Here is a 25,057-nt window from a genome sequence, read left to right on the forward strand (position 1 = left end):
CCGCACCCGGTTTCGTACACTCGTACAAGGTCATGAGTGCCAGCGACAGCCCCGGCTTGCTGGCCGGCAACCCTCCTTTTGCGGCGGGGTGCCCCGGGTGAAGACCTGGCCTGCCGGTCTGCTGACGGCGGGCAAGCGCGAAGATAGGTCCTCAGATGACGATTGCCCTCAACCGCAGCGGTGAACCCCAGACCATACCGTCCCGCAACGGTGCCGCCGGCCGCACGGAGGCCCCGCAGGGCACGGCCTTCCGGGCGCCGGACGGGATCGTCCAGTACGTGCGGATCGGTGATCTGCAGCTCGAATCCGGCGTCACCCTGCCGGACGCGGTCCTGGCCTTCGAGACGTGGGGGACCCTGAACGCCGACGCCTCCAATGCCGTCCTGATTGAACATGCGCTGACGGGCGACACCCACGTCACCCGCGGTGCCAGCGAGGAACCCGGCTGGTGGGAACAGCTGGCAGGTCCCGGCGCCCCCGTGGACACCGACAAGTATTTCGTCGTGTCGATCAACATCCTGGGCGGCTGCTCGGGTTCCACGGGCCCCTCCTCGCCCGCCCCCGACGGCCGGCCGTGGGGATCGAGGTTCCCCCTCGTCACGCTGCGGGACACCACCGCGGCTGAGGCGCGGGCGGCTGACGCCCTGGGCATCGACTGCTGGTTTGCCGTGCTCGGCGGCTCGCTGGGCGGTGCCCGCGCCCTGGAGTGGGCGGTCACGTACCCCGAACGGGTCCGGCGCTGCGCCGTGATTTCCGTCGGCGCGAGCAGCACCGCCGAACAGATTGCCTTCGCGCAGGCCCAGACCCTGGCCATCCGCCAGGACCCCCACTACAACGGAGGGGACTACTACGGCGGTCCGGAGCCCGAGGCCGGACTCGCGCTCGCCCGCCGCATCGCACACATCACCTACCGCTCCGCGGCAGAGCTCGATGGCCGGTTCGGCCGGAACGCCCAGGGGTCCGAGGCACCGCTGGCTGCCGGACCACTGGGCGGCCGCGGCCGTTATCAGGTGGAAAGCTACCTGGATCACCAGGGCAGCAAACTCGCCCGGCGTTTCGATGCCAACAGCTACATCGCCATTACCGAAGCGCTCATGAGCCACGACGTCTGCCGCGGGCGTGGAAGCCTGCAGGAGTCCCTGGCGGGGGCCACCGCCGAGTTCCTGGTGGCGGCCGTTGACTCGGACCGCCTGTACTTTCCCGCCCAGTCCCGGGCGCTCGCCGAGGCGCTTCCCGGCTGCCCGGATCTGCACATGATCGAGGCGCCGATCGGCCACGACGGCTTCCTGACCGAAATCGGCCAGCTCAGCGGCCAGCTGCGGGAATGCTTCTTCGGCTAGGCAGCAGTGCGGCACGTGTGCATTTTTGCAGACGCGCTCTGCGCTAATGGCCGTTGAGACTCCGCGCGGCAACGACCATACTCGTGGGTAATGGCGCCGTGTGCCACACATCACACGCGTGCTGAGCCCAATGGTCCACAGGGTGTCGACGACGACACCGAAGGAGTCACGATGAGTACGGAAAACGCCGCCGCAAGGGGCGAAGAAACGGTCGACGTTAAAGCGTCCGGCCTGAAGAAGGTAGTGGCCGCCTCAATGGCCGGGACCGTGGTGGAGTGGTATGAGTTTTTCCTCTACGCCTCCGCCGCCACCCTTGTCTTTGGCAAGATGTTCTTCCCGAATACGGGGTCGGAACTTGACGGCATCATTGCCGCATTCGTCACCTACGCGGTGGGCTTCGTTGCCCGCCCCATCGGCGGCATCGTCTTCGGGCACTTCGGCGACAAGTTCGGCCGGAAGCAGCTGCTGCAGCTGAGCATCATCCTGGTCGGCGTTGCCACTTTCGCGATGGGCTGCCTCCCGACCTTCCAGCAGATCGGCTACTGGGCCCCGGCCGCGCTGGTCTTCCTGCGCTTCGTGCAGGGCTTCGCCGTCGGCGGTGAATGGGGCGGCGCCGTCCTCCTTGTCGCCGAGCACAGCCCGAACAAGTCCCGCGGCTTCTGGGCCAGCTGGCCGCAGTCCGCTGTCCCGATGGGCAACCTGCTCGCCACCGCGGTGCTGTTCATCCTGTCCTCGGTGCTGTCGTCGGCGGACTTCCTGAGCTGGGGCTGGCGCGTGGCGTTCTGGCTCTCCGCGGTGATCGTGATCATCGGTTACTACATCCGCACCAAGGTCCAGGACGCGCCGATCTTCCTCGAAGCCCGCAAGGAAGTTGTCGTGGAGAACAAGGGCTACGGCGTCGCCGAGGTCTTCCGCCGCTACCCGCGCGGCGTCTTCACCGCCATGGGCCTGCGCTTCGCCGAGAACATCCTCTACTACCTGGTTGTGACCTTCTCCATCACCTACCTGAAGGTCGTCGTCCAGACCGACACCACCCGCATCCTGCTGCTCCTGCTGGTGGCACACCTCGTCCACTTCTGCGTGGTCCCGCTCGTGGGCCGGCTCTCGGACTCCCTGGGCCGCAAGCCTGTCTACATGGCCGGCGCTGTCCTCGGCGCGACGTGGGGCTTTTTCGCCTTCCCGATGATGGACACCAAGAACGACCTCACCATCCTCGCCGCAATCACCATCGGCCTGCTGTTCCACGCGCTGATGTACGCCGGCCAGCCGGCGATCATGGCGGAAATGTTCCCGACCCGGATGCGGTACTCGGGCGTCTCCCTGGGCTACCAGGTGACCTCGATCGTGGCCGGCTCGCTGGCGCCGATCATCGCGACGGCGCTGTTGAGCCAGTACAAGTCCTCCGTGCCGGTGGCCATCTACCTGCTCATCGCCTGCGCCATCACTGCCGTGGCCGTGTTCTTCCTGAAGGAAACCCGCGGCATCTCGCTCCGCGACGTCGACGCCGCCGACGCCAGGGGCACCGCCGAACTGCTCGCCAGCAACAAGAAGTGACCAGCCGGTAGTCACCCTGAGTCAGGCCCCGAACAGCCCCCGCCCGCACCGCCGGACGGGGGCTGTTCCGCGTCCGCACGCGGCTTAGGTTGCGCAGACAGGGTGCCTATCCCGCCAGGACGTCCTGCCGTTCCTCGATCTCCGTGCGGATCGCGCGGAGTACCGCCTGTACCGGCGCGGAGCGCAGCGACTCAGCGCGGGCCACTGCCCAGATCGGGAGCTGGCGCTGGAAATCGTCCGGCAGGACGGCAACGAAACCGGGCTTCCCGGCAACCATGAAATTGGGCAGCAACCCGATCCCGGCACCGCGGCGGACGGCCTCGAGCTGGGCGAAGATACTCGTGGCCTGGAAGCTGGACCGCGGCACGGGCAGCCGGGTGGAGCGATGCCCGAGTTCTGCCACCTGCAGGGCCGACTCCACGTAGGTCACAAAGCCGTGCTGCCGGACGTCGTCGAGCGTTGCCGGAAGCCCGCGCTCCCGGGCATACTCCGGGCTTGCGTACAGCCTCAGGAAGTAATTGCTGAGGAAGATGGCCTCCGCGTGGGCGACCTCCAGGTTGCCGACCACCACCTCAAGGTCCACCCCGGAGCGGTTCTGGCTGGCCTTGCGGGTGGCGCTGAGCAGCTCCACGTTGAGCAGGGGGCTCTCGCGCTGGAGCCGCACCAGGGCCGGCGCGAGGAACTCGGCACCAAACCCGTCCGGTGTGCTGATCCGGACCAGGCCGGAGAGCGCATCGCCGTTCCGGGCAATGGTGCCCGAGAGGGCGCCCAGGGTCCCCTCGATGACCTCTGCCGCTGCCACCGCCTGGCTGCCGAGCTCGGTGAGCTCCCAGCCGTGCGGGCTCCTCTCCAGGGTCCGGCCGCCCAGCTGTTTGTCCAGGGCGAGGATCCGGCGGGAAATGGTCGTGTGTGTGGTCCCCAGCGTCTCCGCCACCGCATTGAACCGGCCCAGCCTCGCCACGGTCAGCAGGATCAGCAGGTCATCCGGGCTTGGAAGCCGCCGCAGGTCCACTGGAACTCCTCCGCCCCGCCATGTGCATCTGTGCACATGGCGTCTTTAGTTTTTTGCCTTGATTGCACTGTACCAGTGTGTGATCGTAGTCACGGAAGCCGGCCGCGGGGCCGGCACATGCGCAAACGAAGCAAAGGAGCTTAAGCCATGGCAGTAATCGCCTGGATCGGACTGGGGAACATGGGCGGATCCATGTCGGTCAACCTCGCAGGGGCCGGACATGAGGTCCGCGGCTTTGACCTCAGCCCGGAGGCTGTCGCCGCCGCCGCGGCCGGGGGCGTCAAGCCCGCAGGCAGCATCGCCGAGGCCGTGGCCGGCGCGGACGTCGTCTTCACCATGCTGCCCAAGGGCGAGCACGCCCGCACCGTGTACCTCGGCGAGGACGGCGTCCTGGCCCACGCCGACACCCGGACGCTGCTGGTGGATTCCTCCACGATCGACATCGCCTCCGCCCAGGCCCTGCACGACGCCGCAGCTGCCGCCGGCTTCCGCTTCGTCGACGCCCCCGTCTCGGGCGGCATGAGCGGCGCGAAGGCAGCAACGCTGACCTTCATGATCGGCGGCGAGGCCGGCGCCGTCGCGGAGGCCACGGAGTACATCCGTCCGATGGCCGCGAACATCATCCCGACCGGCGGGCCCACCACCGGCCAGGCCGCCAAGATCTGCAACAACCTCATGCTCTTCATCAACCTGGCCTCGACGGCCGAGGGAGCCGTCCTGGCCGACCGCCTCGGGCTGGACAAGCAGGTCTTCTGGGACATCGCCTCCGTCTCCTCCGGCGACAGCTGGGCACTGCGCACCTGGTATCCGGTCGCCGGCGTCGTCCCGACCGCGGCCTCCAACAACGACTTCGCCCCGACGTTCACCACCGAGCTGGCGAACAAGGACATCGGGCTGGCCATCAGCGCGGCGCGCGACACCGGCACGCCCCTGGAAATCGGCGAGCACGTCCAGCAGCTGTTCCAGCGCCTCATCGACTCGGGCGAGTCCGGCAAGGACTGCTCAATGATCATCAAGCTCGTCGACGGCTCGCTCGAGTCCGCCAACTAGCCGCCCCCACTGCCTGCACCACACGAAAGAGACCCACCATGGAACGCATCCCGCACGTCATCAACGGCGCCCTGATTTCCGACGCCGAGCGCTTCGGACCCGTCTTCAACCCGGCCACCGGCGAGCAGGAGAAGGAGGTCGCCCTGGCCTCCGCCGCCCGCGTCGAGGAGGCCATCGCGGCCGCCCGCGCCGCCCTGCCGGGCTGGCGGGCAACCAGCCTGGCCAAGCGCACCGGCATCTTCTTCAAGGTCCGTGAACTGCTCATGCAGCGCCGGCCGGAACTGGCAGCGCTCCTGACCAGCGAGCACGGCAAGGTGCTCTCCGACGCCGAAGGCGAAATCACGCGCGGCCTGGAAAACATCGAGTTCGCCACCGGGCTGTCCCACATGCTCAAGGGTGAGCGCTCCGAGCAGGTCTCCGGCGGCGTCGACGTCCACTCGGTCCGCCAGCCGGTCGGGGTCGTCGCCTGCATCACGCCCTTCAACTTTCCGGCCATGGTGCCCCTCTGGATGATCGGCAGCGCCCTGGCCTGCGGCAACACTGTCCTCCTGAAGCCGAGCGAAAAGGACCCGTCCTCCGCGGTCTTCATTGCCCAGGTGTTCGCCGAGGCAGGCCTGCCGCCGGGCGTCCTCAATGTGGTCCACGGCGACAAGGAAGCCGTCGACGTGCTCCTGGAACACCCGGACGTGAAGGCCGTCAGCTTCGTCGGTTCCACCCCGATCGCGCAGTCCATCTACAAGCGCGCCGCCGACCACGGCAAGCGCGTCCAGGCCCTCGGCGGCGCCAAGAACCACATGGTGGTCCTGCCGGACGCGGACCTGAACATGGCCGCCGACGCCGCAGTCTCCGCCGCCTACGGCTCCGCGGGGGAGCGCTGCATGGCCGTCAGTGTCCTGGTCGCCGTCGGCAACATCGCCGACGAGCTCGTGGACGCCATCACCACCCGCATGGCCACGCTCAAGATCGGCCCCGGCACGGATCCCTCGTCGCAGATGGGCCCGCTCATCACGGCCGACCACCGCGACAAAGTTGCCTCCTACGTGGCCGGCGCCGCGGACGAGGGCGCCACCGTGGTGGTCGACGGCCGCGACCAGGAATTCGACTCGAACGGCTTCTTCCTCGGCGTCAGCCTGATCGACCACGTCAAGCCGGGCATGAAGGTCTACGACGACGAGATCTTCGGCCCCGTGCTTTCGGTGGTTCGGGTCGAGACCTACGCCGACGCCGTCAAGCTCGTCAACGACAACGAGTTCGGGAACGGGGTGGCCATCTTCACCCGCGACGGCGGCGCCGCCCGGCAGTTCGAGTTCGACGTCGAGGCCGGCATGATGGGCGTCAACGTGCCGATTCCGGTGCCGGTGGGCACCTTCTCCTTCGGCGGCTGGAAGAGCTCGCTCTTCGGCGACACCCACATGTACGGCCCGGAAAGCATCCGCTTCTACACCCGCGGCAAGGTTGTCACCACCCGCTGGCCGGACCCCGCCACCTCGGTGATCGACCTCGGCTTCCCCCAGGTGGACTGACCGGCACACGCCGCCGGGGGACTAGAGTGGGCAGACAGGGACGCCCAGGACCCGGGAGGAATCGTGACCACGCTCGCCAACCGCCCCAACACCGCGCTGCTCGTCGTCGATATGCAGGTCGATGTCGTTGCCCAGGCCTACCGCCGGAACGACGTCGTCGCGACCGTCGCCGCACTCGTGGAAAAAGCCCGGGGCGCCGGTGTCGACGTCGTCTGGGTGCAGCACCAGGGCGAGGAACTCCCGCGGGGCAGCGACGGCTGGCGGTATGTGCCCGAGCTCGCACGCCGCGACGCCGAGCCGCTGGTGCCCAAGGAGTACAGCGACGCTTTCGAGGGCACCGACCTGGAGGCCGTGCTCGCCGGACGCGGCATCGGCCGGTTTTTCCTGGCCGGCGCGCAGACCGACGAGTGCATCCGCTCCACCCTCCACGGCGGGATAACCCGGGGCTACGATGTCACGCTGGTCGCGGATGCCCACACCACCGAGGACCTGACGGAATGGGGCGCGCCGCCGCCCGAACTCGTCGTGGCCCACACCAACCTGTACTGGCAGTACCACAAGGCTCCCGGACGGACGGCGGGAACGGTCAACGCGGCCGACGTCGACTTCGCTAGCCCTTCATGATCTCCGCGCGCCGGGCCATGTAGTCCTCCATGGACATTTTCCCGTCGCTGTATTGCTGGTCTAGTTCAGCCAGCCGGCGCGCCCGGTAACCCTTCGGGGCCGCCGGGTCCTGCGGCGCCGAAGGCTGCGCCGTTCCCTGCCCTGTTTCCCGCCCCGTTCCGGGCTGCTGCGGCTGCTGGCTGTTCAGGTACTCGGGGCTGTCCTCGTACGGGACAGGGGACTGGTAGCCTGCCGGGCCCGGGTACTGCTGGCCCGGATACGGCTGGTTCGGGAACGGCTGGTTGGGGAACCGGGGCCCTGGCTGCTGCGGGGCGCCCAGCTGGCCGAAGCCGCCAAAGTAGTCCTGCTGCGTGTAGCCGTCCCGCGGCTGCTTGTTCTGGCTTCCGGGATTGCCCTGGTTGCCGGGGAACTGGCCGAACTGGCCCGGCGTGCCCTGGTTGCGGCCCCGGACGGACCTCCGGTAAAGGCGTACTGCCGTCGGAATCACGAACGACAACACGATGATCCAGAAGAACATGCTGCTCACGGTTGGGGGCCTTTCATCTGCCGGACCGGGGGAGTGTTCCTTCAGTTTAGGCCCCGCAGCTTCAGGCGGTGCAGGCCAGGGCGCCGCAACTGTAAGAATGGTGCCATGACTTCCGCTGCTGCCTTCCCCGCCCCTGTCGTCGAATGGTCCCGGCCGGAACAGGAGCGTGCGGGCAAGCCGCTGCTGGTCCTGTTGCACGGCTACGGCGCCAATGAACAGGATCTGCTCGGCCTGGCGGACATGCTCCCGCAGGACTTCGCGGTCGCCTCCGTCCGCGCCCCCATTGCGATGGGCCCGGGGTTCACGTGGTTCCCGCTCACGGCGTCCATCGACTATTCGCTCGACGCCGTCAAGGACGCCGCCCGCTACGTCCTGGACTGGCTCGACGGCGTCAAGGCAGACCACGCGTCGGTGACGCTGCTCGGGTTCTCCATGGGAATGGCGATGGCCACCACCATGCTGCGGCAGCGTCCGGCGGACTTCGCCGCCGTCGTCGGCCTGTCGGGGTTCGTCGTCGACGCCGGCGCGGACCCCATTTTCCGCGACGGAGACCTGGACGGAACAGTGCCGCTGTTCTGGGGCCGGGACCAGCAGGATCCCGTGATCACCGAGGACAAGATCGAGTACACCATGGGCTGGGTCCGCAAGCACGTGAAGCTCACCAAGGTCCTCTATACGGGCATGTGGCACGGCATTAACCAGCAGGAAATCGGTCACGTGTCCGAGTTCCTCACGCACGAGGTCCTCAACTCCAGGAACTAGCGGCCGGGACCTCGCCGGCTCGGACGCAGCGGTGCCGGCCGTTACGAGGCCGCCCGCGCGCTGATCCGCACGGTGCGGCCGTTCGCGGTGACGGTGTCGCCGTCGTGCAGCTGGCGGCCCCGGCGCTCCTCGATTTCGCCGTTGACCTTGACAAGCCCGTTTTTGATCAGTTCCGCGGCCTCCACACCGTCCTCCACCAGGTTCGCGAGCTTCAGCAGCTGGCCCAGCCGGATCATGTCGTCGCGGATGATGATGTCTTCCCATTCCGAATTGCTCATATACGCAATGATGCCCGACCAAAGGTGGCACGCATGACCCACACACCCCGGCTCCCGCTCATCGCGGGGCTGCCCATGGCCGTCGCGGCGGGGTTGTTCATACCGCTCCAGGGCCGCATCAACGGTGCCCTGGGGGCGGCGCTCGACGACGGAATCGCCGCCGCCGTCGTCAGCTTCAGCACCGGACTGGTGGTGATGGCCATCATTTCCGGAGTGCTGCCGAAGGGCCGGGCCGGGGTGGCCCGGATTTTGCCGGCCCTGCGCGAACGGCAGTTTCCGCCCTATTATGTCCTGGCCGGCTGCATCGGGGCCTTGTTCGTCTTCGCGCAGTCCTTCACCGTCGGGATTCTCGGCGTTGCGCTCTTTACCGTGGCCGCCGTGACGGGGCAGACGCTCAGCGGACTGCTGGTGGACCGGATCGGCATCGGACCGGCGGGGAAGAGGCCCATCACCGGCATCCGGGTGGTGGGCAGTGTACTGACCGTTGCCGCCGTCGCGTGGGCCGTGTCACCCAAGTTCAGCGCCGGAGAATCCGGGCCGCAGCTGCTTGTGCCCCTGCTGCTGCCGGTCCTGGCCGGCTTCCTGATGAGTTTCCAGCAGGCCATGAACGGCACAGCCACCGTTCACTACGGGTCCCCGATCGCCGCAACGGCCGTGAACTTCGTTGCCGGCGGCACCCTGCTGTGGGCGGCCTGGCTGGTGAAGCTGGCCGTGGCCGGCGCCGGGAACCCCCTTCCGGCCCAGTGGTGGTATTACCTCGGCGGGCCGCTCGGCTGCATCTTCATCGGCGTCGGCGCCCTCCTGGTCCGCAGCCTGGGGGTGCTGGTCACCGGCCTCGGGATGATCGCCGGGCAGCTGCTGGGGTCCCTCGGACTGGACCTGATCCTGCCGGTCCCCGGCACCGTCGTCGCACTTCCCACAGTCCTGGGCACCCTGCTGACGCTCGGTGCCATCATCCTGGCCACCCTGCCATGGCCGCGGGGCGCGCTGAAGCGGTAGCGTGCCGGTAGGCTTGGAGATTGCATCGCACAGCACTCTTTGTACAGGACTGTCTTTGTAGCACTGTGTTTGTACAGCATTGTTCGCATCCCCCCGTCCGGCAACCATCCGGTGACCCGGGGCTGACACCGCGGACCGCACCCAGCGGCCCTGTAGAAATTGGAGTTCCCATGGCAGCAAAATCCGTCCTCGACCAGATCATCTCCCTCGCCAAGCGCCGGGGATTCGTTTTCCAGGCCGGTGAAATCTATGGTGGCTCCCGTTCTGCCTGGGACTACGGGCCCCTCGGCGCCGAACTCAAGGAAAACATCAAGCGCCAGTGGTGGCAGTCCGTCGTCCGCGGCCGCGAAGACGTCGTGGGCCTCGACTCGTCCGTCATCCTGCCCCGCCAGGTGTGGGAGGCCTCCGGCCACGTCGAGGTCTTCTCCGACCCGCTGGTGGAGTGCCTGTCCTGCCACAAGCGCTACCGCGCGGACCACCTCGAGGAAGAGTACGAGGAGAAGAAAGGCCGTCCGGCCGAGAACGGCCTCAAGGACATCGTGTGCGCCAACTGCGGCACCCGCGGCCAGTGGACCGAGCCGCAGGAATTTTCCGGCCTGCTCAAGACCTACCTTGGCCCCGTCGCCAGCGACGAAGGCCTGCACTACCTGCGGCCCGAGACGGCCCAGGGCATCTTCGTGAACTTTTCCAACGTGCTGACCACCTCGCGGAAGAAGCCGCCGTTCGGCATCGGCCAGATCGGCAAGTCGTTCCGCAACGAGATCACGCCGGGCAACTTCATCTTCCGCACCCGCGAGTTCGAGCAGATGGAGATGGAATTCTTCGTCGAGCCCGGCACCGACGAGCAGTGGCACGAGTACTGGATGAAGGAACGCATGTCCTGGTACACGGGCCTGGGCATCCGGGAAGAAAACCTGCGCTTCTTCGAGCACCCGCTGGACAAGCTCAGCCACTACTCCAAGGGCACCACGGACATCGAATACCGCTTCGGCTTCCAGGGCTCGGAGTGGGGCGAGCTCGAAGGCATCGCCAACCGCACCGACTTTGACCTCTCCACCCACGCCAAGGCCTCCGGCGCGGACCTGAGCTACTTCAACCAGGCCACCAACGAGCGCTACACCCCGTACGTGATCGAGCCCGCCGCCGGCCTCACCCGTTCGTTCATGGCCTTCATGATCGATGCCTACACTGAGGACGAGGCACCCAACGCCAAGGGCGGCGTCGACGTCCGTACCGTGCTCAAGCTCGATCCGCGCCTGGCGCCGGTGAAGGCCGCCGTCTTGCCGCTGAGCCGCAACGAGGACCTGTCCCCGAAGGCCAAGGACCTCGCCGCCCAGCTGCGCAAGAACTGGAACATCGACTTCGACGACGCCGGCGCCATCGGCCGCCGCTACCGCCGCCAGGACGAGATCGGCACCCCGTTCTGCATCACCGTGGACTTCGACACGCTTGAGGACCAGGCCGTCACCATTCGCGAACGCGACACCATGAGCCAGGACCGCGTCTCCCTGGACAAGGTGGAGGGCTACCTGGCCGCGCGGCTGATCGGCGCCTGATCATGGCCATCGAATACCGGGAATGGCGGGAGGGCGACGACCTCGCGCTGCTGGAAATCTGGGGCGGCCCTGAGACCGTCCAGGCCGGGCAGTTCCGCGGCACGCTGGCCCCCTCGGGCAATGCTCCCTGGCGACGCTGCATCGTGGCCGAGGACATCGTGGACGGTGTCGCCATTCCGGTGGCGGCCGCCGTGGTCCACGAGGCCTCGCTGCACCCCGAGCGGCTCTGGGCGTATATCGAAGTGGCCCGGGACCACCGCCGCGCCGGCGTCGGGTCCACGCTGCTGACCATGCTCCGGCATGAGGCCGCCCGGGCGCCGTCGGGGGTGTCCAAGCTCCGCTGCAAGGTGGAGCCCGGCACCCCGGGCGCCGCGTTTGCCGAAGCCGCGGGCCTGGCCCCGATCCAGCGCTCCCGCCTCGTCGTCGTGGACCCGGCGCCGCTCAAGCTGCCGGTGTTCGGCGACGGTTCCGAGTCGGCAGCCACCGACCAGGTCGAGGACCTGGCCACGGGATCGGTGGAGCTCAGCGACGTCGTCGGCCGCTACTACACTGCCGTGCACCACTGGGACAGCCCGGGGGAGTTGAGCGTGGCCATGGTGCAGCGCTTGTTCCTGGACGACCTCAGCGGCGCGCACGGCGCCATCGTGCTGCGGGCACCGAAGGCCAGTGCCTTCGGGCACGGCATCGCGGCCAGCCGGAAGGGCCGGCTGGAGGGGTTCGCCATCAGCTATGCCGAGGGTGCCCCGGCCCCGGGCGCCGATGGCGGCGCCGCAGTGCCCAGCGAAGTCTTCCTCGGGCACGAGCCGAAGCTTGGCGAGGGTGAGGCCCGGGCTGCCGTGCGCGATCTGCTGGCCCTGATCGCCTACCAGCACCCGGTGATGCTGGAACTGGACGACGCGATGACCGCGCTGCGCGCCGTCGTCGAACCGCTGCTCGAAACGGGCAGGGCCCATGTCCAGGGCTCCGAAACGCTCGTCGTTTCCGACCCGGCCTAGGCCACTAACCCAACTGACCCGCGGCTGTGGCCGTTATGACGCCTCATAACGGCCACAGCCGCGGGTCAGTTTTTGGGTTTACTTAGGGATCACCGGCGGCACGAAGCCGAAGGTCATGCCCAACAGCCACACGAGCAGCAGGACCACGGGCAGGTGAAAAACGAACTGCAGGAACGTGAAGCCCACCAGGTCCCGGGCACGCAGCCTCAGCACGGCCAGCAGCGGCAGCATGAAGAACGGGTTGACCAGGTTCGGCAGCGCCTCGGCGATGTTGTAGATCTGCACGGTCCAGCCAAGGTTCATCTGAACGTCCGTGGCCGACTGCATTACGTAGGGTGCCTCCACCAGCCATTTGCCGCCCCCGGAGGGCACCAGGATGCCCAGGACCGCCGTGTAGAGGGCAATGACGACGGCGAATCCGCCGCCGCTGCCGATGTCCGAGAAGAACGCGGCCAGGTGGGTGGAGAGCGTCATGCCCCCGCTTCCCGTGGCCTTGGTCAGGATGGCGGCCATCGCGGCGTAAAGCGGGAACTGCACGAGGATGCCTGCGGTGGCCGGAACGGCCTTCGTGACGGCCTGCAGGAAGTTCCGCGGCGTCCCGTGCAGGACCAGGCCCAGGATGAGGAAGACCAGCAGGTAGCCGTTGAGGCTGCTGACCACGCTGAGGAACGGCTTGGTGAGGAACTGCGAGACGAGCCAGCCGAGCGTGAGGACGCCCGCCAGGATCGGCAGGATCTTGCTGTATTCGAGCCATTCACCGGGCCGGGACCGCGGCGCGGGCTCGCTCGGTTCATCGTCCAGGTCCACGCCCAGATCCTCCGCGGTGCGGATGGAGCCGCCCTGGGGCGCGGAGAAGTGCGCGATCACGGTGGTGAGGGCCATGAGGATGACCAGTGTCAGCAGCGACTGCCAGGTGAAGATGGTGGTGCCGAAGTCCAGGACGCCGGTGATCTTCAGCAGGGCCGGAGGCAGCGACGCCGCCGTGGCCTGCAGCTGCGCGGCAGAGGAGGACAGTCCCAGCGCCCAGACGGCGCCGAGGCCCATGAACGCCGCCGCGCCGAGGGCCCGGTAGTCCACTGTCAGGTCCTTGCGCCGGGCGATGGCCCGGGCCAGAAGCCCGCCGAAGATCAGGCTGAGTCCCCAGTTGAGGAAGGACACCGACATCGAAAGCATGGCCACGAAGCTCACCGCGGTCCGTGCGGTCGACGGCACGAGGGCAAGCCTGTTGATGAGTCTCGCCACCGGCGGTGACGTGGCCACGACGTAGCCGGTCAGGACCACCATGGCCATCTGCAGGGTGAAGGCTGTCAGGTCCCAGAAGCCGTTGCCGAAGGAATCGGCGATCGCCTGCGGCGAGGCGCCGATGGCAAGTGCTGCCACGGCGATGATGACGACGCCGGCGAGGGCGAAGATATAGGCGTCAGGGAACCACTTCTCGGTCCAGGCCGCCATGCGCTGGGCTATGCGTGCGAGACCCCGTTCTTCGATTCCGTCCTTGGTCACGACTGTGCTTGACACAGGTGTCCTCTCCATTGAGTGCGATTTGTACCCGATGGAGTTTAGTCAAGATGATTGCGTAAGCCGGGTTTATCGGGGCTTGGCCCCGGCGCGCCGCGGCGGCAAGGGCAGGAAGCCGGAGGTGGAGTCAATGTATTCCTGGTACCCGGGCCGTCCGGACATGGCCTTTTCCGTCAACGGCTTCCCCGTCTTGCCGGCGAGCGTCCAGATCATGACGGCGGGGGACAGGACGGTCAGGACGCCGGGCCAGGAATCCGCGGCCACGAGGTAGAGACCAGCCCAGACAGCGGCGTCACCGAAATAGTTCGGGTGGCGGGTGTAGCGCCACAGCCCGGTGTTGAGGACAGTGCCTCGTCTGGCAGGATCGGCCTTGAACTGCGTGAGTTGCCGGTCCCCGACCGTCTCGAACACAAACCCCAGGACCCACAGCAGGACGCCGAGGAACGCGAGCCAGCCCAGGTTTCCGATGGCGAACATGCCGACCTGGATGGTGAGCGAGACGAAGAACAGCACCATGCCCTGGGGCAGGTACACCCGGCGCAGGGCGTAGGCGTTGCGTGATCCGGGTGCCTTCGCGAGCAGGTCCACATACCGCGGATCCTCGGGCCCGCCGCGTGCACGGAGCCCGATGTGGACCGCGAGGCGCACGCCCCACACCGCGACGAGGACCAACAGCAGCAGCCGGCGGCCGGCGTCGCCGTATCCGGCCGAAAGCACCCACGAGACGGCGGCGACCACCACGAAGCCGGGCCCCCAGACCGTGTCCATGACCGAGTGCCGGTGCTGCCGCACGGCTGCCGCGAAAGTCAGCGCCAGCAGCGCCACAATGCCCGCAACAACCCAAGGCAGGCTGGCGAGGAAGGCATCCAGAGGGAACGGCGGCATCACAACACCACCGGCAGGCGCGTTCCCGCCACTGGCAGGATGCGGTGCAGGGTCTTCGTGGCACCGGCGACGTCGGCGCCCGTGGCCTCGCCGAAGGCGTCCAGGATGAACCCCGTGGTCAGCACATTCCACAGCTGCACCCGGCGGATCATGAAGTGACCGGCACCCTTGAGGGAAACGTAGTCCACGGAGGCGGCGACGCCCGCGGCGCGGCGGGCGTACCCGAGCGAGTTGTGCGGACTGGTCCAGCGGTCGTCTGAACCGTGGACGATCAGGAGCCGGCGGCCCGCGACGGGTCTCACCGGCGTCCCGGCGCTGAGCCAGGGAGCAAGGGCGACGACGGCGTCAACCTGGGGATCGTCGGCGACGGAGACTGCCGTCAGGCCGCCCATCGAGTGGCCCAGCAGGTACACGGGCACCCCGGGATGATCACGGCGGATATGGGCGAGCGCCCAGCGGGCGTCCTGAACGGGGGACTGGTCCTTCCCGTTCCACCCCCGGTATCTGTTCCGCAGGGTCCAGACGGCCAGGCCGTGCCGGCCGCCGCGGGTTTTCAGCGACTGGGCAAAGGGCAGCATCCGGGCGGGGCTCAGGTGCCGGCCGCGGACAGGATCGTAGCTGTCCGCCCGTCCGCCGTGCAGGACAAGGACGACGCCGCGGGTGGGCCCTGATGCTTTGGCTATGGTGAGCACGGCCTTGGCGGCTGGTCCTGAACGGCCGTGTTCGGGTTCGCGGTCGTCTGGTTTGCGCATGGCCACCCGTGTTCCTGTCCATCGTCTGTCTATCACCAACACTAGGTCGGGGCCCCTGCACGTCAAGGCAGGTGCTGCCCAGTGTGGATTCGGAACCGGGACCCCGGGGGATGGGTGCGGGCCTGCGGACGGCGTGTCCCGTCATCCGTCCAGAGCGGCCCCGCCCGCACCGTAGAGTTTTCCGCATGAGGTTGAACTGCTGATGGGCGCCGGACACTCGCATTCGCATACGGAAAATCCGGAGCCGTCACCGCGGATGCTCGCGGCGCGGAGGAAGGCCAACTGGATCCTGGCCGCCGTCCTCATCCCGCTGACGCTGCTGACCCTGGCGGCCATGGCCTTCCTGTGGCCGTCGGGAAGCAAGGAGGGCCTGACACTGGCCAGCCCCTACGCGGCGGCCCCGGGCGTGACGTTCGACACCGGAAAGATCCAGCGGGTCGTCGTCGGCAGCTGCTCGGATGCCTCGGCGAGCGGCGACACCGCGCAGCCCGGCGCCCCCGGCGCCGCGCAGCCCGCACAGGACGGCTCGCAATGCACCCTCGCCTACACCGAACCGGACCAGGGCGGCAACCCGGTGAAGGTGGTCATCAACCCTGACGTCGCGAAGTCCCATGGGGTGAAGCCCGGGGACAACATCCGCTATCTGAACCTCTCCAAGGCCCAAGGCGCGTCGGCCGCCCGGGGCGCGCCGGCGTACGTCTTCGTCGATTTTGTCCGGACGCTGCCCATTATCTTCCTGGCTGTGCTCTACGCCGTCGTGGTGATCGCGGTGGCGCGCTGGCGCGGCCTGCGTGCCCTGATCGGACTGATCGGGGCCTATGTCGTGTTGGTCTCGTTCATGCTGCCCGGGCTCGTCGAAGGAAAACCGCCCCTGCTCCTGGCGCTCGTGGGGTCCACAGTGATCATGATCGGGGTGCTCTACTTTGCCCACGGCTTCTCGGCCCGGACCTCGACGGCGCTGCTGGGGACGATGTTCGGCCTCGCCATCACAGCGTTACTGGCGGCCTGGGCCACCGACGCGGCAAACCTCGCCGGGGTGGGCAGCCACGACGCAGCCACGCTTGCCAACATTTCGGACCACATCTCGATCTCCGGCATCATCCTGTGCGGACTGATCATTTCCGGGCTGGGGGTGCTGAACGACGTCACGATCACGCAGTCGTCGGCGGTCTGGGAACTGTGGGAACTCGCCCCCGAGACCAGCGCCCGGCAGCTCTTCGCGTCCGCGATGCGGATCGGCCGGGACCACATCGCCTCCACTGTCTACACCATCGCGTTTGCCTACGCCGGCGCCGCCCTGCCCGTCCTGATCCTGGTCATGCTCTACGAGCGGCCGCTCGGTGACGCCCTGACCAGCGCCGAACTCTCCGAAGAGGTGATCCGGACGCTCGTCGGTTCCGTGGGGCTCGTCCTCGCCGTTCCCGTTACAACCCTCGTCGCCGTGCTCGTGGTCAAAGCCACCGGGGTCAAGGCCGCCGGGACCGAGGGCCGCGCCGCGGTAGCCGGTGCCGTGGTACCCGGTGCCGTGGCGCCGACGGCGGATGACGCGACCTGGACCGGGCCGGACGGCGCCGGTGCAGAGCCCGCCACCCGGCGCGGGCGGCGGGCCGCGCTGCGGGGCTGAGGCCCCATCCGGCAGGAGCCGGAACGTTCCACACCACCGCACCTTTCCACATGGCCCGGGCGGGATCGGAACGATTTGCCCGTCTTTGAGACAATGGTCGGGTGACTGTCGTAGCAACGCCTCCCGCACCCAAGCTGGAACTCCCGCCCCTGAAGCTGGGCCCGATCACCGTGGACACCCCCGTGATCCTGGCTCCCATGGCGGGAATCACCAACTCCGCCTTCCGCAGGCTGTGCCGTGAATACGGCGGCGGCCTGTACGTCGCGGAGATGGTCACTTCGCGCGCGCTCGTGGAACGCACGCCCGAGTCGCTGCGCATTATTTCGCACGACGACGACGAGAAAGTTCGTTCCGTCCAGCTCTACGGCGTGGACCCGGTGACCGTCGGCCAGGCCGTCCGGATGCTGGTCGAGGAAGACCACGCGGACCACATCGACCTCAACTTCGGCTGCCCCGTGCCCAAAGTCACCCGGCGCGGCGGCGGCTCGGCCCTGCCGTGGAAGATCGACCTCTTTACCTCGATCGTCCAGACTGCCGTCAAGGAAGCCTCCAAGGGCAACATTCCACTGACCATCAAGATGCGCAAGGGCATCGACGAGGACCATTTGACGTACCTCGACGCGGGCCGGATCGCGCGCGATTCCGGGGTCGCCGCCGTCGCCCTCCACGGCCGCACGGCGGCACAGTTCTATTCCGGCCAGGCCGACTGGTCCGCCATCGCCCGGCTGAGGGAGGCGCTTCCGGACATCCCCGTCCTCGGCAACGGTGACATCTGGTCCGCCGAAGACGCGGTCCGGATGGTGCGCGAAACGGGCGTGGACGGCGTCGTCGTCGGGCGCGGCTGCCAGGGCCGGCCGTGGCTCTTCGGGGACCTCATGGCCGCGTTTGAGGGCAGTGAGCAGCGGTACCGGCCGGATCTGCGCCAGGTGGCCGAAAGCGTGTACCGGCACGCCGAGCTGATGGTCGAGACCTTCGGGGATGAGGGCAAGGCCCTGCGCGAAATCCGCAAGCACATGGCCTGGTATTTCAAGGGCTACGTGGTGGGAAGCGAGCTGCGCCACCAGCTGGCCCTCGTCACCAGCCTGGAAGTGCTGCGCGGAACCCTTGACCAGCTGGACCTCGACTCGCCCTACCCCGGGGTCGATGCCGAGGGCCCGCGCGGCCGTGCCGGCTCGCCCAAAAAGCCGGCGCTGCCCAAGGACTGGCTGCTGAACCGCACCCTGGATGACGAGCAGACGCGCGACATCTCCTTCGCCGAGCTGGACGTCTCCGGTGGCTGAGGCCCGGACCACCGCCCCCGTCCTGGGCGGCTACACGTTCCGGGACTCCGCCCGTTGGGTCGAAGAGCCGGCCAAGAGCACCTACCGCTCGGACTTCGAGCGGGACCGTGCGAGGGTCCTGCATTCCTCGGCACTGCGCAGGCTCGGCGCCAAGACCCAGGTGGTCGCCCCCGATACTGACGACTTCGTCCGGACCCGGCTCACGCACAGCCTCGAGGTGGCGCAGGTGGGCCGCGAACTCGGCCGGATGCTCGGCTGCGACCCCGACGTCGTGGACACCGCCTGCCTCAGCCACGACCTCGGCCACCCGCCCTTCGGCCACAACGGCGAAGCGGCCCTCAACGAGGTGTCCCATGGGATCGGCGGCTTCGAAGGCAACGCCCAGACGCTCCGGTTGCTGACCCGGTTGGAGCCCAAGGTCCTGGCCTCCGACGGCCGGCCGGCCGGGCTGAACCTGACCCGCGCGAGTCTCGACGCCGCCGCCAAGTACCCCTGGTCCGCCGTGAACGCGCCCGTCATCCACGGGGAGCGGACCAGCAAGTTCGGCGCCTACGAAGACGACCTGCCCATCTTCGAGTGGATCCGCGAGGGTGCCCCGGAGCGCCGGTCCTGCCTGGAAGCGCAGGTCATGGACCTCGCGGACGACATCTCCTACTCGGTCCACGACGTCGAGGACGCGATCGTTGCGGGCCATTTCCAGTTGCGCTGGATGGACAACCCGGACCACCGCGCCCGCGTCGTCGGCTACGCCAAACAGTGGTACCTGCCGCACAAAGACCCCGCCGAAATCGACGCCGCCCTGGCCCGGCTGGAGGCTACCAGCGTCTGGGTGCGGGAGGCTGACGGCAGCCGCAAGGCCATGGCGGCGCTCAAGGACATGACCAGCCAGCTCATCGGCAGGTTCTGCCAGAGTGCACTGGAGGCCACCCGCGCCGTCTACGGTCCGGCAAAGCTCACCCGCTACCATGCCGAGCTGATCGTCCCGGATGAGACGGTCATGGAAATCGCCGTGATGAAGGGCCTCGCCACCACGTTCGTCATGACCACCGAGCACCGCCAGCCCGTCTACGAGCGCCAGCGGGAGGTCCTGCACGCCCTCGTCACGGCGCTGAGCGCTTCGGGGGACCGCCACCTGGAGCCGATGTTCGCCGCCGACTGGCTCGGCGCGGCAGACGACGCCGCGCGGCTGCGGGTCGTGATCGATCAGGTCGCGTCGCTGACCGACGGCTCGGCACTGGCCATGTACGAGCGGCTCGTGGGCAGCCTGCCGTCGCTGTGGTGACGGGCAGCATAGCCGTCCGGTCGGCGTCGTACCCGGGGCTTAGGATGGCACTGTGGCCGGCCTGATCAAACGCGAAGACATCGACGAAGTACGCCAGCGCACCGACATCAAGGAAGTCGTCGACGGCTACGTGACGCTCAAGGGAGCCGGGCTCGGGTCCTACAAAGGCCTGTGCCCCTTCCACGACGAGCGCTCACCTTCCTTCACCGTGCGTCCCCAGGTTGGCCGGTACCACTGCTTCGGCTGCGGCGAGGACGGCGACGTCATCTCCTTCGTTCAAAAGCTGGACCACATTTCCTTCCACGAGGCAGTGGAAAAGCTGGCGCATCGGATCGGCTTCGAGCTCCACTACGAGGACGGCGGTTCCGGACCCAACCGGGAGGACATCGGGCGGCGGCAGCGGCTGCTGGACGCACACAAGGTGGCCGATGAGTTCTTCCGCGCCCAGCTCCTGACTCCGGGCGCGGCTGAGGGCCGCAATTTTCTCTACGGCCGGGGTTTTGACCGGGCGGCCGCGGAACAGTTCGGGGTCGGGTATGCCCCGCAGGGCTGGGACGCGTTGCTGAAGCACCTGCGTGGCCGCGGCTACACCGACGCGGAGCTCAAGCTCACGGGCATGTTTTCCGAAGGCGGCCGGGGGATCTACGACCGGTTCCGCGGCCGGCTGATCTGGCCCATCCGCGATATTGCCGGCGACACCATCGGCTTCGGCGCCCGCAAGCTGTACGAGGACGACCAAGGCCCGAAGTACCTGAACACCCCCGAGACCGCGCTGTACAAGAAGTCCCAGGTCCTCTACGGGATCGATCTCGCCAAGCGCAACATCGCCAAGGACCGCCAGCTGGTGGTGGTGGAGGGCTACACCGACGTCATGGCGTGCCATCTGGCCGGGGTCCCGACGGCGGTAGCCACATGCGGCACAGCCTTCGCCACCGATCACATCAAGATCGCGCGCCGGCTGTTGTCCGACGACGGCACCGGGGGAGAGGTCATCTTCACCTTCGACGGCGACGCCGCCGGCCAGAAGGCGGCGCTGCGGGCCTTCGAAGAGGACCAGCGGTTCGTCGCGCAAACCTTTGTGGCCGTGGAGCCCACCGGCGCGGACCCTTGCGAGCTCCGCCAGTCCAAGGGCGACTCCGCGGTCCGGGACCTGATCTCCAGCCGCCGTCCGCTGTTCGAGTTCGCCATCCGCGCCACGCTTAAGCGGCACAACCTGGACACCGTCGAGGGCCGGATCGCGGCCCTGCGCGAGTCGGCGCCGGTGGTGGCGCAGATCCGCGACGCCGGCATCCGGCCGGCCTACGCCCGCGAACTGGCCGGCTGGCTGGGAATGCCGGTAGAGGAAGTCAGCAGGGCTGTCGGGGCGGCTACGAAGCGTGCCGCGCAGGCTGCATCGGCCGGTCCGGGCGGTGGCCAAGGGCACGTCCAGGGCGCCGGGACCGGCCGTGGACAGGGGAGCGGCCAAAGTCATGGTCAAGGCGCCGGGTCCGGGCGCGGCTACGTCGGACCCGGGCCCGGCGTCGCACCCCTGCCGCCGTCGGCCGTTCTTCCGTCCTATAACCGGCCCGACCCGCGCGACCCCGTTGCGGCGATGGAGCGCCAGGCCCTCGAGGTGGTGCTGCAGGAACCCGGCATGCTGGAGGGCGAGACGTGGCAGCGTTTCTCTGACGCGCGGTTCTCCACGCCCGCCTACCTGGCCATCCACGAGGCCATCCGCGCCACCGGGCTCGCGTCCACCGGGGACCCGGTGCGCTGGGTGGAGCAGCTGCTGCAGGAGGTCCCGGAGCCGCTGCGGCCGCTCGTGTCCGAACTCGCCGTGGTGCCGCTGCCCGCCAGCACGCCCGAGGGTGCCCAGCGCTACTGCAGGGACATCCTCGCCCGCCTGTTCGAGCTCCAGATCACCCGGGTGAAGGCCGAGAAGATGGGCCAGCTGCAGCGCCTGGATGCCTCGGCCGATCCCGAGGAGTTCCAGCGGCTGAACCGCGAACTCATGCAGCTGGAGATGCAGCGGCGGTCCCTGCGGTCGGACGCCTGAGCCGCCGATTTCGTTTCCCGGGCGGTTGTTTGCTAGGCTTATAGCCGCTTCATTCCTCCTTAGCTCAATTGGCAGAGCATTCGACTGTTAATCGAAGGGTTGCTGGTTCAAGTCCAGCAGGAGGAGCGCGCAGTCCCCGTTCCGGGCTTCCGGGACGGGGACTTTTTTATACCCGGAGGGGGTATCCGCCGCGGTGCGGGCCCTTGCCCCGCGGCCAATTTCCCTACCGGCAAAACCTTTGCTAATGTCATACCTGCTTCATTCCTCCTTAGCTCAATTGGCAGAGCATTCGACTGTTAATCGAAGGGTTGCTGGTTCAAGTCCAGCAGGAGGAGCGGACAGGTCCCGCGGCCGGTGAAAACCAGCCGCGGGACCTTTTTTATTGAGTCCTTTTAGTGGGTCCTGTCGGGTCGCTCGAGCGGTTCAGCTGACCGGGCCTCAAACGAAGTACATTTCCACCTGCAGGAAGCGTTGGGCCTCGGCGACGGCGGCCTCGAAGGCCTCCTGTTCAGTGGGGGATTTCCGCGGCTCGCGCGGATGCCATTCATGCGGCGCCGAATGCACCTGGGTGAACCCGGCGCCCGGGGGTGCGTAGAAGATGCCGAACCGCTGCACGGGCCACTCCGGGGAAGTCTCCGGCGCCACGAGCAGGGCGGAGTCGGCGCCCGGGTTGTACCACTGGGCAATCGGCCGGCGCCGGTCCTCAGTGAACAGGCCAGCGGCGTACATGGCCGCCGACTGCGGGCTGGTCTGGCTGCACAAGCGGTCCCACCACAGGGGCAGGATTCCGGTGTCGCACCGCTGCCACGTGGCGGGTAGGGGCTGAGGTTCCTGCCGGTGGGGCATGAAACAACTTTATCTCCCGCCGCGGACGTCCAACAGGGTCCGCAGCGGCAAGGGGTGCGGCGTGAACGGCGGAGGCGGTCGTGCGGCGCCCAGCGGGACATGCCCCCTGCCGGACTTTACCGATGGACATAGTGCCCTTGTGCCCAATCCCGGACGCGAGGAATGGACATGCCCGACCGGGGTGGGCGCGAGGAATGGGCATGTTCCGCCCGGAATGGGGGAGGGCTGGACATGTCCGGACATGACGGGCGCGACGAATGGACATGTCCCGCCGGGACGAGCCAGCACCTACTGGATCGGCGGGACCGTCCTGGGCCGGACAACGAGCCAGAGCGCGGCGGCTGCCATCAGGATGCAGGCGGCCTGGACCGCGCCCATGGGAGTTGCGGATTCCACGCCGAGCCAGCCGACCACCGGGGAGATCAGGCCCGCCATGAGGAACGTCGCGGCACCGAGCAGGGATGCGGCTGTTCCGGCCTGGGCACCGTGTTTGGCCAGCGCCAGCACCTGGACCGTGGGGAAGGTGAAGCCCGCACCGAGGATGTAGAACCAGAGTGGCACCAGGACACCCCAGAGCCCCAATCCCAGCTGGTCAAAGACGACAATCAGGACGGCCATGAGGAACATCCAGGCGGTGGAGCAGGCCAGGATCCATTGCGGCGGCACCCGCTTGACGAGCCGAGCACTGGTCTGGACGCCGGCAACGATGCCGAGGGAGTTGATGCCGAACAGCAGGCCGTACTGCTGGGGTGTGAAGCCGTAGACGTTCTGGAACAGGAAGGGTGACGCGGAGAGATAGGTGAAGAGGCCCGCGAAGTTCATGCCGCCCACCAGCAGCAGGCCCACGAAGATCCGGTCGGAGAACAGCACCTTGTAGCGCTGCCGGGCGGTCAGTCCGGTCTTTCCGCGCAGCTCCCGGGGCAGCGTTTCCCTGATGACGAACAGGGCTGCGATGATGACGCACGTCCCGTACGCGGCCAGGAACAAGAAGATGCCGGGCCACGGCACCAGCAGCAGCAGTTGGGAGCCGATGACGGGGGCCAGGATCGGGGCCAGGCCGTTGACCAGGGCCATGCGCGAATACATGCGCACCATCGCGTAGCCGCTGAAGAGGTCGCGGACCATGGCCATGGCCACAACGCCGCCACCCGCGGCGCCGATGCCCATGAGGACACGGAAGAAGCCCAGCGCGGCGATATCGGTGGACTGGGCGGCGCCCAGGGACGCTGTGATGTGGACCGCCGTGGCCAGGATCAGGGGCAGCCGCCGTCCGAACTTATCGCTCAGCGGTCCCACCACCAGCTGTCCCAGCGCGAACCCCACGGTGGTCCCGGTCAACGTCAGCTGGACTGCGGCCTCGAAAACGCCCAGGCTTTCTTCCAGCGACGGGAACGCGGGGAGGTAGAGGTCCACCGTGAACGGCCCAAGGGCAGTCAAAGCGCCGAGCGTCAAGATGTAGAGGAATTTACGACGGCGGCTCAGGGAATCACCGGGATTGGGGGGTGTAGTCACAGAGGTCCATCCTAGGGCCCGCCGGGGCGTCGGAGGGCGGTGGCGCGGGCGCGCCACACCGTGCCCGAAAAGTGCTCCCAACAGCCGAAATGATAGTTTTGACACCGGGGTCTGTGCGAAGCTGTCCAGACCCGGCAAGCCCGCGGAAGCGGAACGACAGATGGCACCAGTTAGGCGGGACCGATGAGCGGACGTCACAGCGGCGGGACAGGCAGCAGGTTGCGTATTTCGGCGCTGCCCAAAACCCTGAAGATGATCTCCAAACTGGCGCCCCGGCAGCTCAATGACGAGATTGCCCTGGCTAAGGCCGAGATCAAGCGCAAGGGGACCCAGGTCGGCGTCGCGGGCGCCTTCTTCGGCGTCGCACTGGTTTTCATCTTGTTCCTGGTGATCGGGCTGGTCGTGGCCGCGATCATGGGGCTGGCCACCATCATGCCGGCATGGCTCGCCGCATTGCTGGTCTGCGGCGTGTGCCTGATCATCGCCGCTATCGGCGCTCTCATTGGGCGGAACAAGCTCATGAAGGTTATGCCGCTGATCCCCGAGCAGACGATCCGGGGACTCAAATACGATCTCGGCATCGCCAAGGAAGGCTCCGCATTCGACCCGGCCGTCCTGGACCCGAACTCCGAACAGTACAAGGCTGCGAAGGCCGCCAAGGAAGCCGCAGCCGCCAAGGCGAAGGCGGAAAAAGAAGCCAAGGCTGCCGCCCAGCCAGACTTCGGCCCGCCCCCCACAGAGGCGGAACTCTTGCATCGGCTCGGTCAGCGGCGCACGAATCTTACCGGCGCGCGTGACGACCTCGGCCGCGAACTCGATGTCAAGACCCAGGCCATGGCCCTGCTGGCCGTCCTCCAGGCACGGCTGCAGGAGGCTGTCGAGCAGCTCAACGGAGCCGTGGAGCGGCTTAAGGAGAAGGCTGCGGGCTTCCGGTCTGCCGTCGCGGCCCGCTCCTCGCAGTTGCCAAGCGTCGACGGGCGGGGCCTGGCCGGCCAGGCCAAGGAGCGCTGGAAGCCCCTTGCGGCGCTCGCAGCGTCGGGGGCCGCCCTCGCGGTTCTCCTGCGCAAGCTCCTCAAGGGCTAGGCAGACCCCTGAACCCAAACA

At 67.9% G+C, this 25,057-nt stretch carries 22 protein-coding genes, 2 tRNA genes and 1 riboswitch; of the genes, 16 read left to right on the plus strand and 8 right to left on the minus strand.

Annotation, left to right across the window (positions count from 1 at the left end; genetic code table 11):
* The first annotated feature begins 28 nt into the window (after positions 1–28).
* A riboswitch (SAM riboswitch) is annotated at positions 29–144 on the plus strand.
* Between the two features lie 11 nt (positions 145–155).
* Positions 156–1,340 (plus strand): homoserine O-acetyltransferase, encoded by a 1,185-nt coding sequence (locus ACFVVK_RS16660; protein ID WP_390269270.1) that lies wholly within the window; start codon positions 156–158, stop codon positions 1,338–1,340.
* A 171-nt stretch (positions 1,341–1,511) separates the two neighbouring features.
* Positions 1,512–2,894, plus strand: coding sequence for an MFS transporter (locus tag ACFVVK_RS16665; protein WP_390269273.1), 1,383 nt, complete (start codon positions 1,512–1,514; stop codon positions 2,892–2,894).
* Positions 2,895–3,000: 106 nt separating this feature from the next.
* Here ACFVVK_RS16665 and ACFVVK_RS16670 read toward each other — a convergent pair whose 3' ends face one another.
* On the minus strand, positions 3,001–3,900 hold the full coding sequence (locus ACFVVK_RS16670) for a LysR family transcriptional regulator (protein WP_390269467.1): 900 nt from the start codon (positions 3,898–3,900) through the stop codon (positions 3,001–3,003).
* Between the two features lie 153 nt (positions 3,901–4,053).
* Between ACFVVK_RS16670 and mmsB the strand changes: the two genes are divergently transcribed.
* From mmsB to ACFVVK_RS16685, 3 genes are all read left to right on the plus strand, one after another.
* Positions 4,054–4,956, plus strand: coding sequence for a 3-hydroxyisobutyrate dehydrogenase (gene mmsB, locus ACFVVK_RS16675; RefSeq protein ID WP_390269276.1), 903 nt, complete (start codon positions 4,054–4,056; stop codon positions 4,954–4,956).
* A 38-nt stretch (positions 4,957–4,994) separates the two neighbouring features.
* Positions 4,995–6,479 carry a CoA-acylating methylmalonate-semialdehyde dehydrogenase gene (locus ACFVVK_RS16680; RefSeq protein WP_390269279.1) on the plus strand — a complete coding sequence of 495 codons (1,485 nt, stop codon included), beginning with the start codon at positions 4,995–4,997 and terminating at the stop codon, positions 6,477–6,479.
* Positions 6,480–6,542: 63 nt separating this feature from the next.
* Entirely contained in the window at positions 6,543–7,103 is a 561-nt protein-coding gene (locus tag ACFVVK_RS16685; protein WP_390269282.1) for an isochorismatase family protein, read from the plus strand.
* Here ACFVVK_RS16685 and ACFVVK_RS16690 read toward each other — a convergent pair.
* Positions 7,090–7,620 (minus strand): hypothetical protein, encoded by a 531-nt coding sequence (locus ACFVVK_RS16690; RefSeq protein WP_390269470.1) that lies wholly within the window; start codon positions 7,618–7,620, stop codon positions 7,090–7,092. The genes ACFVVK_RS16685 and ACFVVK_RS16690 overlap by 14 nt on opposite strands.
* A gap of 114 nt (positions 7,621–7,734) precedes the next feature.
* Here ACFVVK_RS16690 and ACFVVK_RS16695 point away from each other — a divergent pair, with 114 nt between their 5' ends.
* Positions 7,735–8,391: an alpha/beta hydrolase gene (locus ACFVVK_RS16695; protein WP_390269285.1), complete on the plus strand. Its 657-nt coding sequence runs from the start codon at positions 7,735–7,737 to the stop codon at positions 8,389–8,391.
* A gap of 41 nt (positions 8,392–8,432) precedes the next feature.
* Here ACFVVK_RS16695 and ACFVVK_RS16700 read toward each other — a convergent pair whose 3' ends face one another.
* A complete protein-coding gene (locus ACFVVK_RS16700) occupies positions 8,433–8,669 on the minus strand; it encodes an RNA-binding S4 domain-containing protein (protein ID WP_390269288.1) in 237 nt (78 codons plus the stop codon).
* A gap of 33 nt (positions 8,670–8,702) precedes the next feature.
* Between ACFVVK_RS16700 and ACFVVK_RS16705 the strand changes: the two genes are divergently transcribed.
* From ACFVVK_RS16705 to ACFVVK_RS16715, 3 genes are all read left to right on the plus strand, one after another.
* The gene (locus ACFVVK_RS16705; RefSeq protein ID WP_390269291.1) at positions 8,703–9,668 is read left to right on the plus strand and encodes a DMT family transporter; all 966 of its coding nucleotides are present in this window, start codon (positions 8,703–8,705) and stop codon (positions 9,666–9,668) included.
* Positions 9,669–9,838: 170 nt separating this feature from the next.
* On the plus strand, positions 9,839–11,224 hold the full coding sequence (locus tag ACFVVK_RS16710; protein ID WP_390269294.1) for a glycine--tRNA ligase: 1,386 nt from the start codon (positions 9,839–9,841) through the stop codon (positions 11,222–11,224).
* A gap of 2 nt (positions 11,225–11,226) precedes the next feature.
* Positions 11,227–12,219 (plus strand): GNAT family N-acetyltransferase, encoded by a 993-nt coding sequence (locus ACFVVK_RS16715; protein ID WP_390269297.1) that lies wholly within the window; start codon positions 11,227–11,229, stop codon positions 12,217–12,219.
* 78 nt (positions 12,220–12,297) lie between these two features.
* Here the strand turns inward: ACFVVK_RS16715 and ACFVVK_RS16720 are convergent, their stop codons facing one another.
* From ACFVVK_RS16720 to ACFVVK_RS16730, 3 genes are all read right to left on the minus strand, one after another.
* Complete coding sequence (locus ACFVVK_RS16720) at positions 12,298–13,737, minus strand: short-chain fatty acid transporter (protein WP_390269300.1); 1,440 nt, start codon at positions 13,735–13,737, stop codon at positions 12,298–12,300.
* 69 nt (positions 13,738–13,806) lie between these two features.
* Complete coding sequence (locus tag ACFVVK_RS16725; RefSeq protein WP_390269303.1) at positions 13,807–14,622, minus strand: DUF1295 domain-containing protein; 816 nt, start codon at positions 14,620–14,622, stop codon at positions 13,807–13,809.
* A complete protein-coding gene (locus ACFVVK_RS16730; RefSeq protein ID WP_390269306.1) occupies positions 14,622–15,374 on the minus strand; it encodes an alpha/beta hydrolase in 753 nt (250 codons plus the stop codon). The genes ACFVVK_RS16725 and ACFVVK_RS16730 overlap by 1 nt, the downstream gene beginning before the upstream one ends.
* 202 nt (positions 15,375–15,576) lie before the next feature.
* On the opposite strand from ACFVVK_RS16730, the gene ACFVVK_RS16735 reads away from it, so the two are divergent.
* The 6 genes from ACFVVK_RS16735 (at position 15,577) to ACFVVK_RS16760 (ending at position 21,930) form a co-directional block, all read left to right on the plus strand.
* On the plus strand, positions 15,577–16,998 hold the full coding sequence (locus ACFVVK_RS16735; RefSeq protein WP_390269309.1) for a YibE/F family protein: 1,422 nt from the start codon (positions 15,577–15,579) through the stop codon (positions 16,996–16,998).
* A gap of 101 nt (positions 16,999–17,099) precedes the next feature.
* Positions 17,100–18,278, plus strand: a complete 1,179-nt coding sequence (dusB, locus tag ACFVVK_RS16740; protein WP_390269312.1) for a tRNA dihydrouridine synthase DusB — start codon at positions 17,100–17,102, stop codon at positions 18,276–18,278.
* A complete protein-coding gene (locus ACFVVK_RS16745) occupies positions 18,271–19,560 on the plus strand; it encodes a deoxyguanosinetriphosphate triphosphohydrolase (RefSeq protein ID WP_390269315.1) in 1,290 nt (429 codons plus the stop codon). The genes dusB and ACFVVK_RS16745 overlap by 8 nt, the downstream gene beginning before the upstream one ends.
* A gap of 52 nt (positions 19,561–19,612) precedes the next feature.
* A complete protein-coding gene (gene dnaG / locus ACFVVK_RS16750) occupies positions 19,613–21,595 on the plus strand; it encodes a DNA primase (protein ID WP_390269318.1) in 1,983 nt (660 codons plus the stop codon).
* Between the two features lie 53 nt (positions 21,596–21,648).
* Positions 21,649–21,721, plus strand: a tRNA-Asn gene (locus ACFVVK_RS16755).
* 136 nt (positions 21,722–21,857) lie between these two features.
* Positions 21,858–21,930 (plus strand) — tRNA-Asn (locus ACFVVK_RS16760).
* A gap of 103 nt (positions 21,931–22,033) precedes the next feature.
* On the opposite strand, the gene ACFVVK_RS16765 is transcribed toward ACFVVK_RS16760, so the two are convergent.
* Together ACFVVK_RS16765 and ACFVVK_RS16770 are read right to left on the minus strand one after the other, a co-directional pair.
* On the minus strand, positions 22,034–22,441 hold the full coding sequence (locus ACFVVK_RS16765; protein ID WP_390269321.1) for a hypothetical protein: 408 nt from the start codon (positions 22,439–22,441) through the stop codon (positions 22,034–22,036).
* A 288-nt stretch (positions 22,442–22,729) separates the two neighbouring features.
* Positions 22,730–23,953: a multidrug effflux MFS transporter gene (locus ACFVVK_RS16770; protein WP_390269323.1), complete on the minus strand. Its 1,224-nt coding sequence runs from the start codon at positions 23,951–23,953 to the stop codon at positions 22,730–22,732.
* A 183-nt stretch (positions 23,954–24,136) separates the two neighbouring features.
* Here ACFVVK_RS16770 and ACFVVK_RS16775 point away from each other — a divergent pair, with 183 nt between their 5' ends.
* On the plus strand, positions 24,137–25,036 hold the full coding sequence (locus ACFVVK_RS16775; protein WP_390269326.1) for a phage holin family protein: 900 nt from the start codon (positions 24,137–24,139) through the stop codon (positions 25,034–25,036).
* Positions 25,037–25,057 lie beyond the last annotated feature (21 nt).

Origin of the sequence: Arthrobacter sp. NPDC058192 (assembly GCF_042883665.1) — a bacterium.
Taxonomy (GTDB): domain Bacteria; phylum Actinomycetota; class Actinomycetes; order Actinomycetales; family Micrococcaceae; genus Arthrobacter.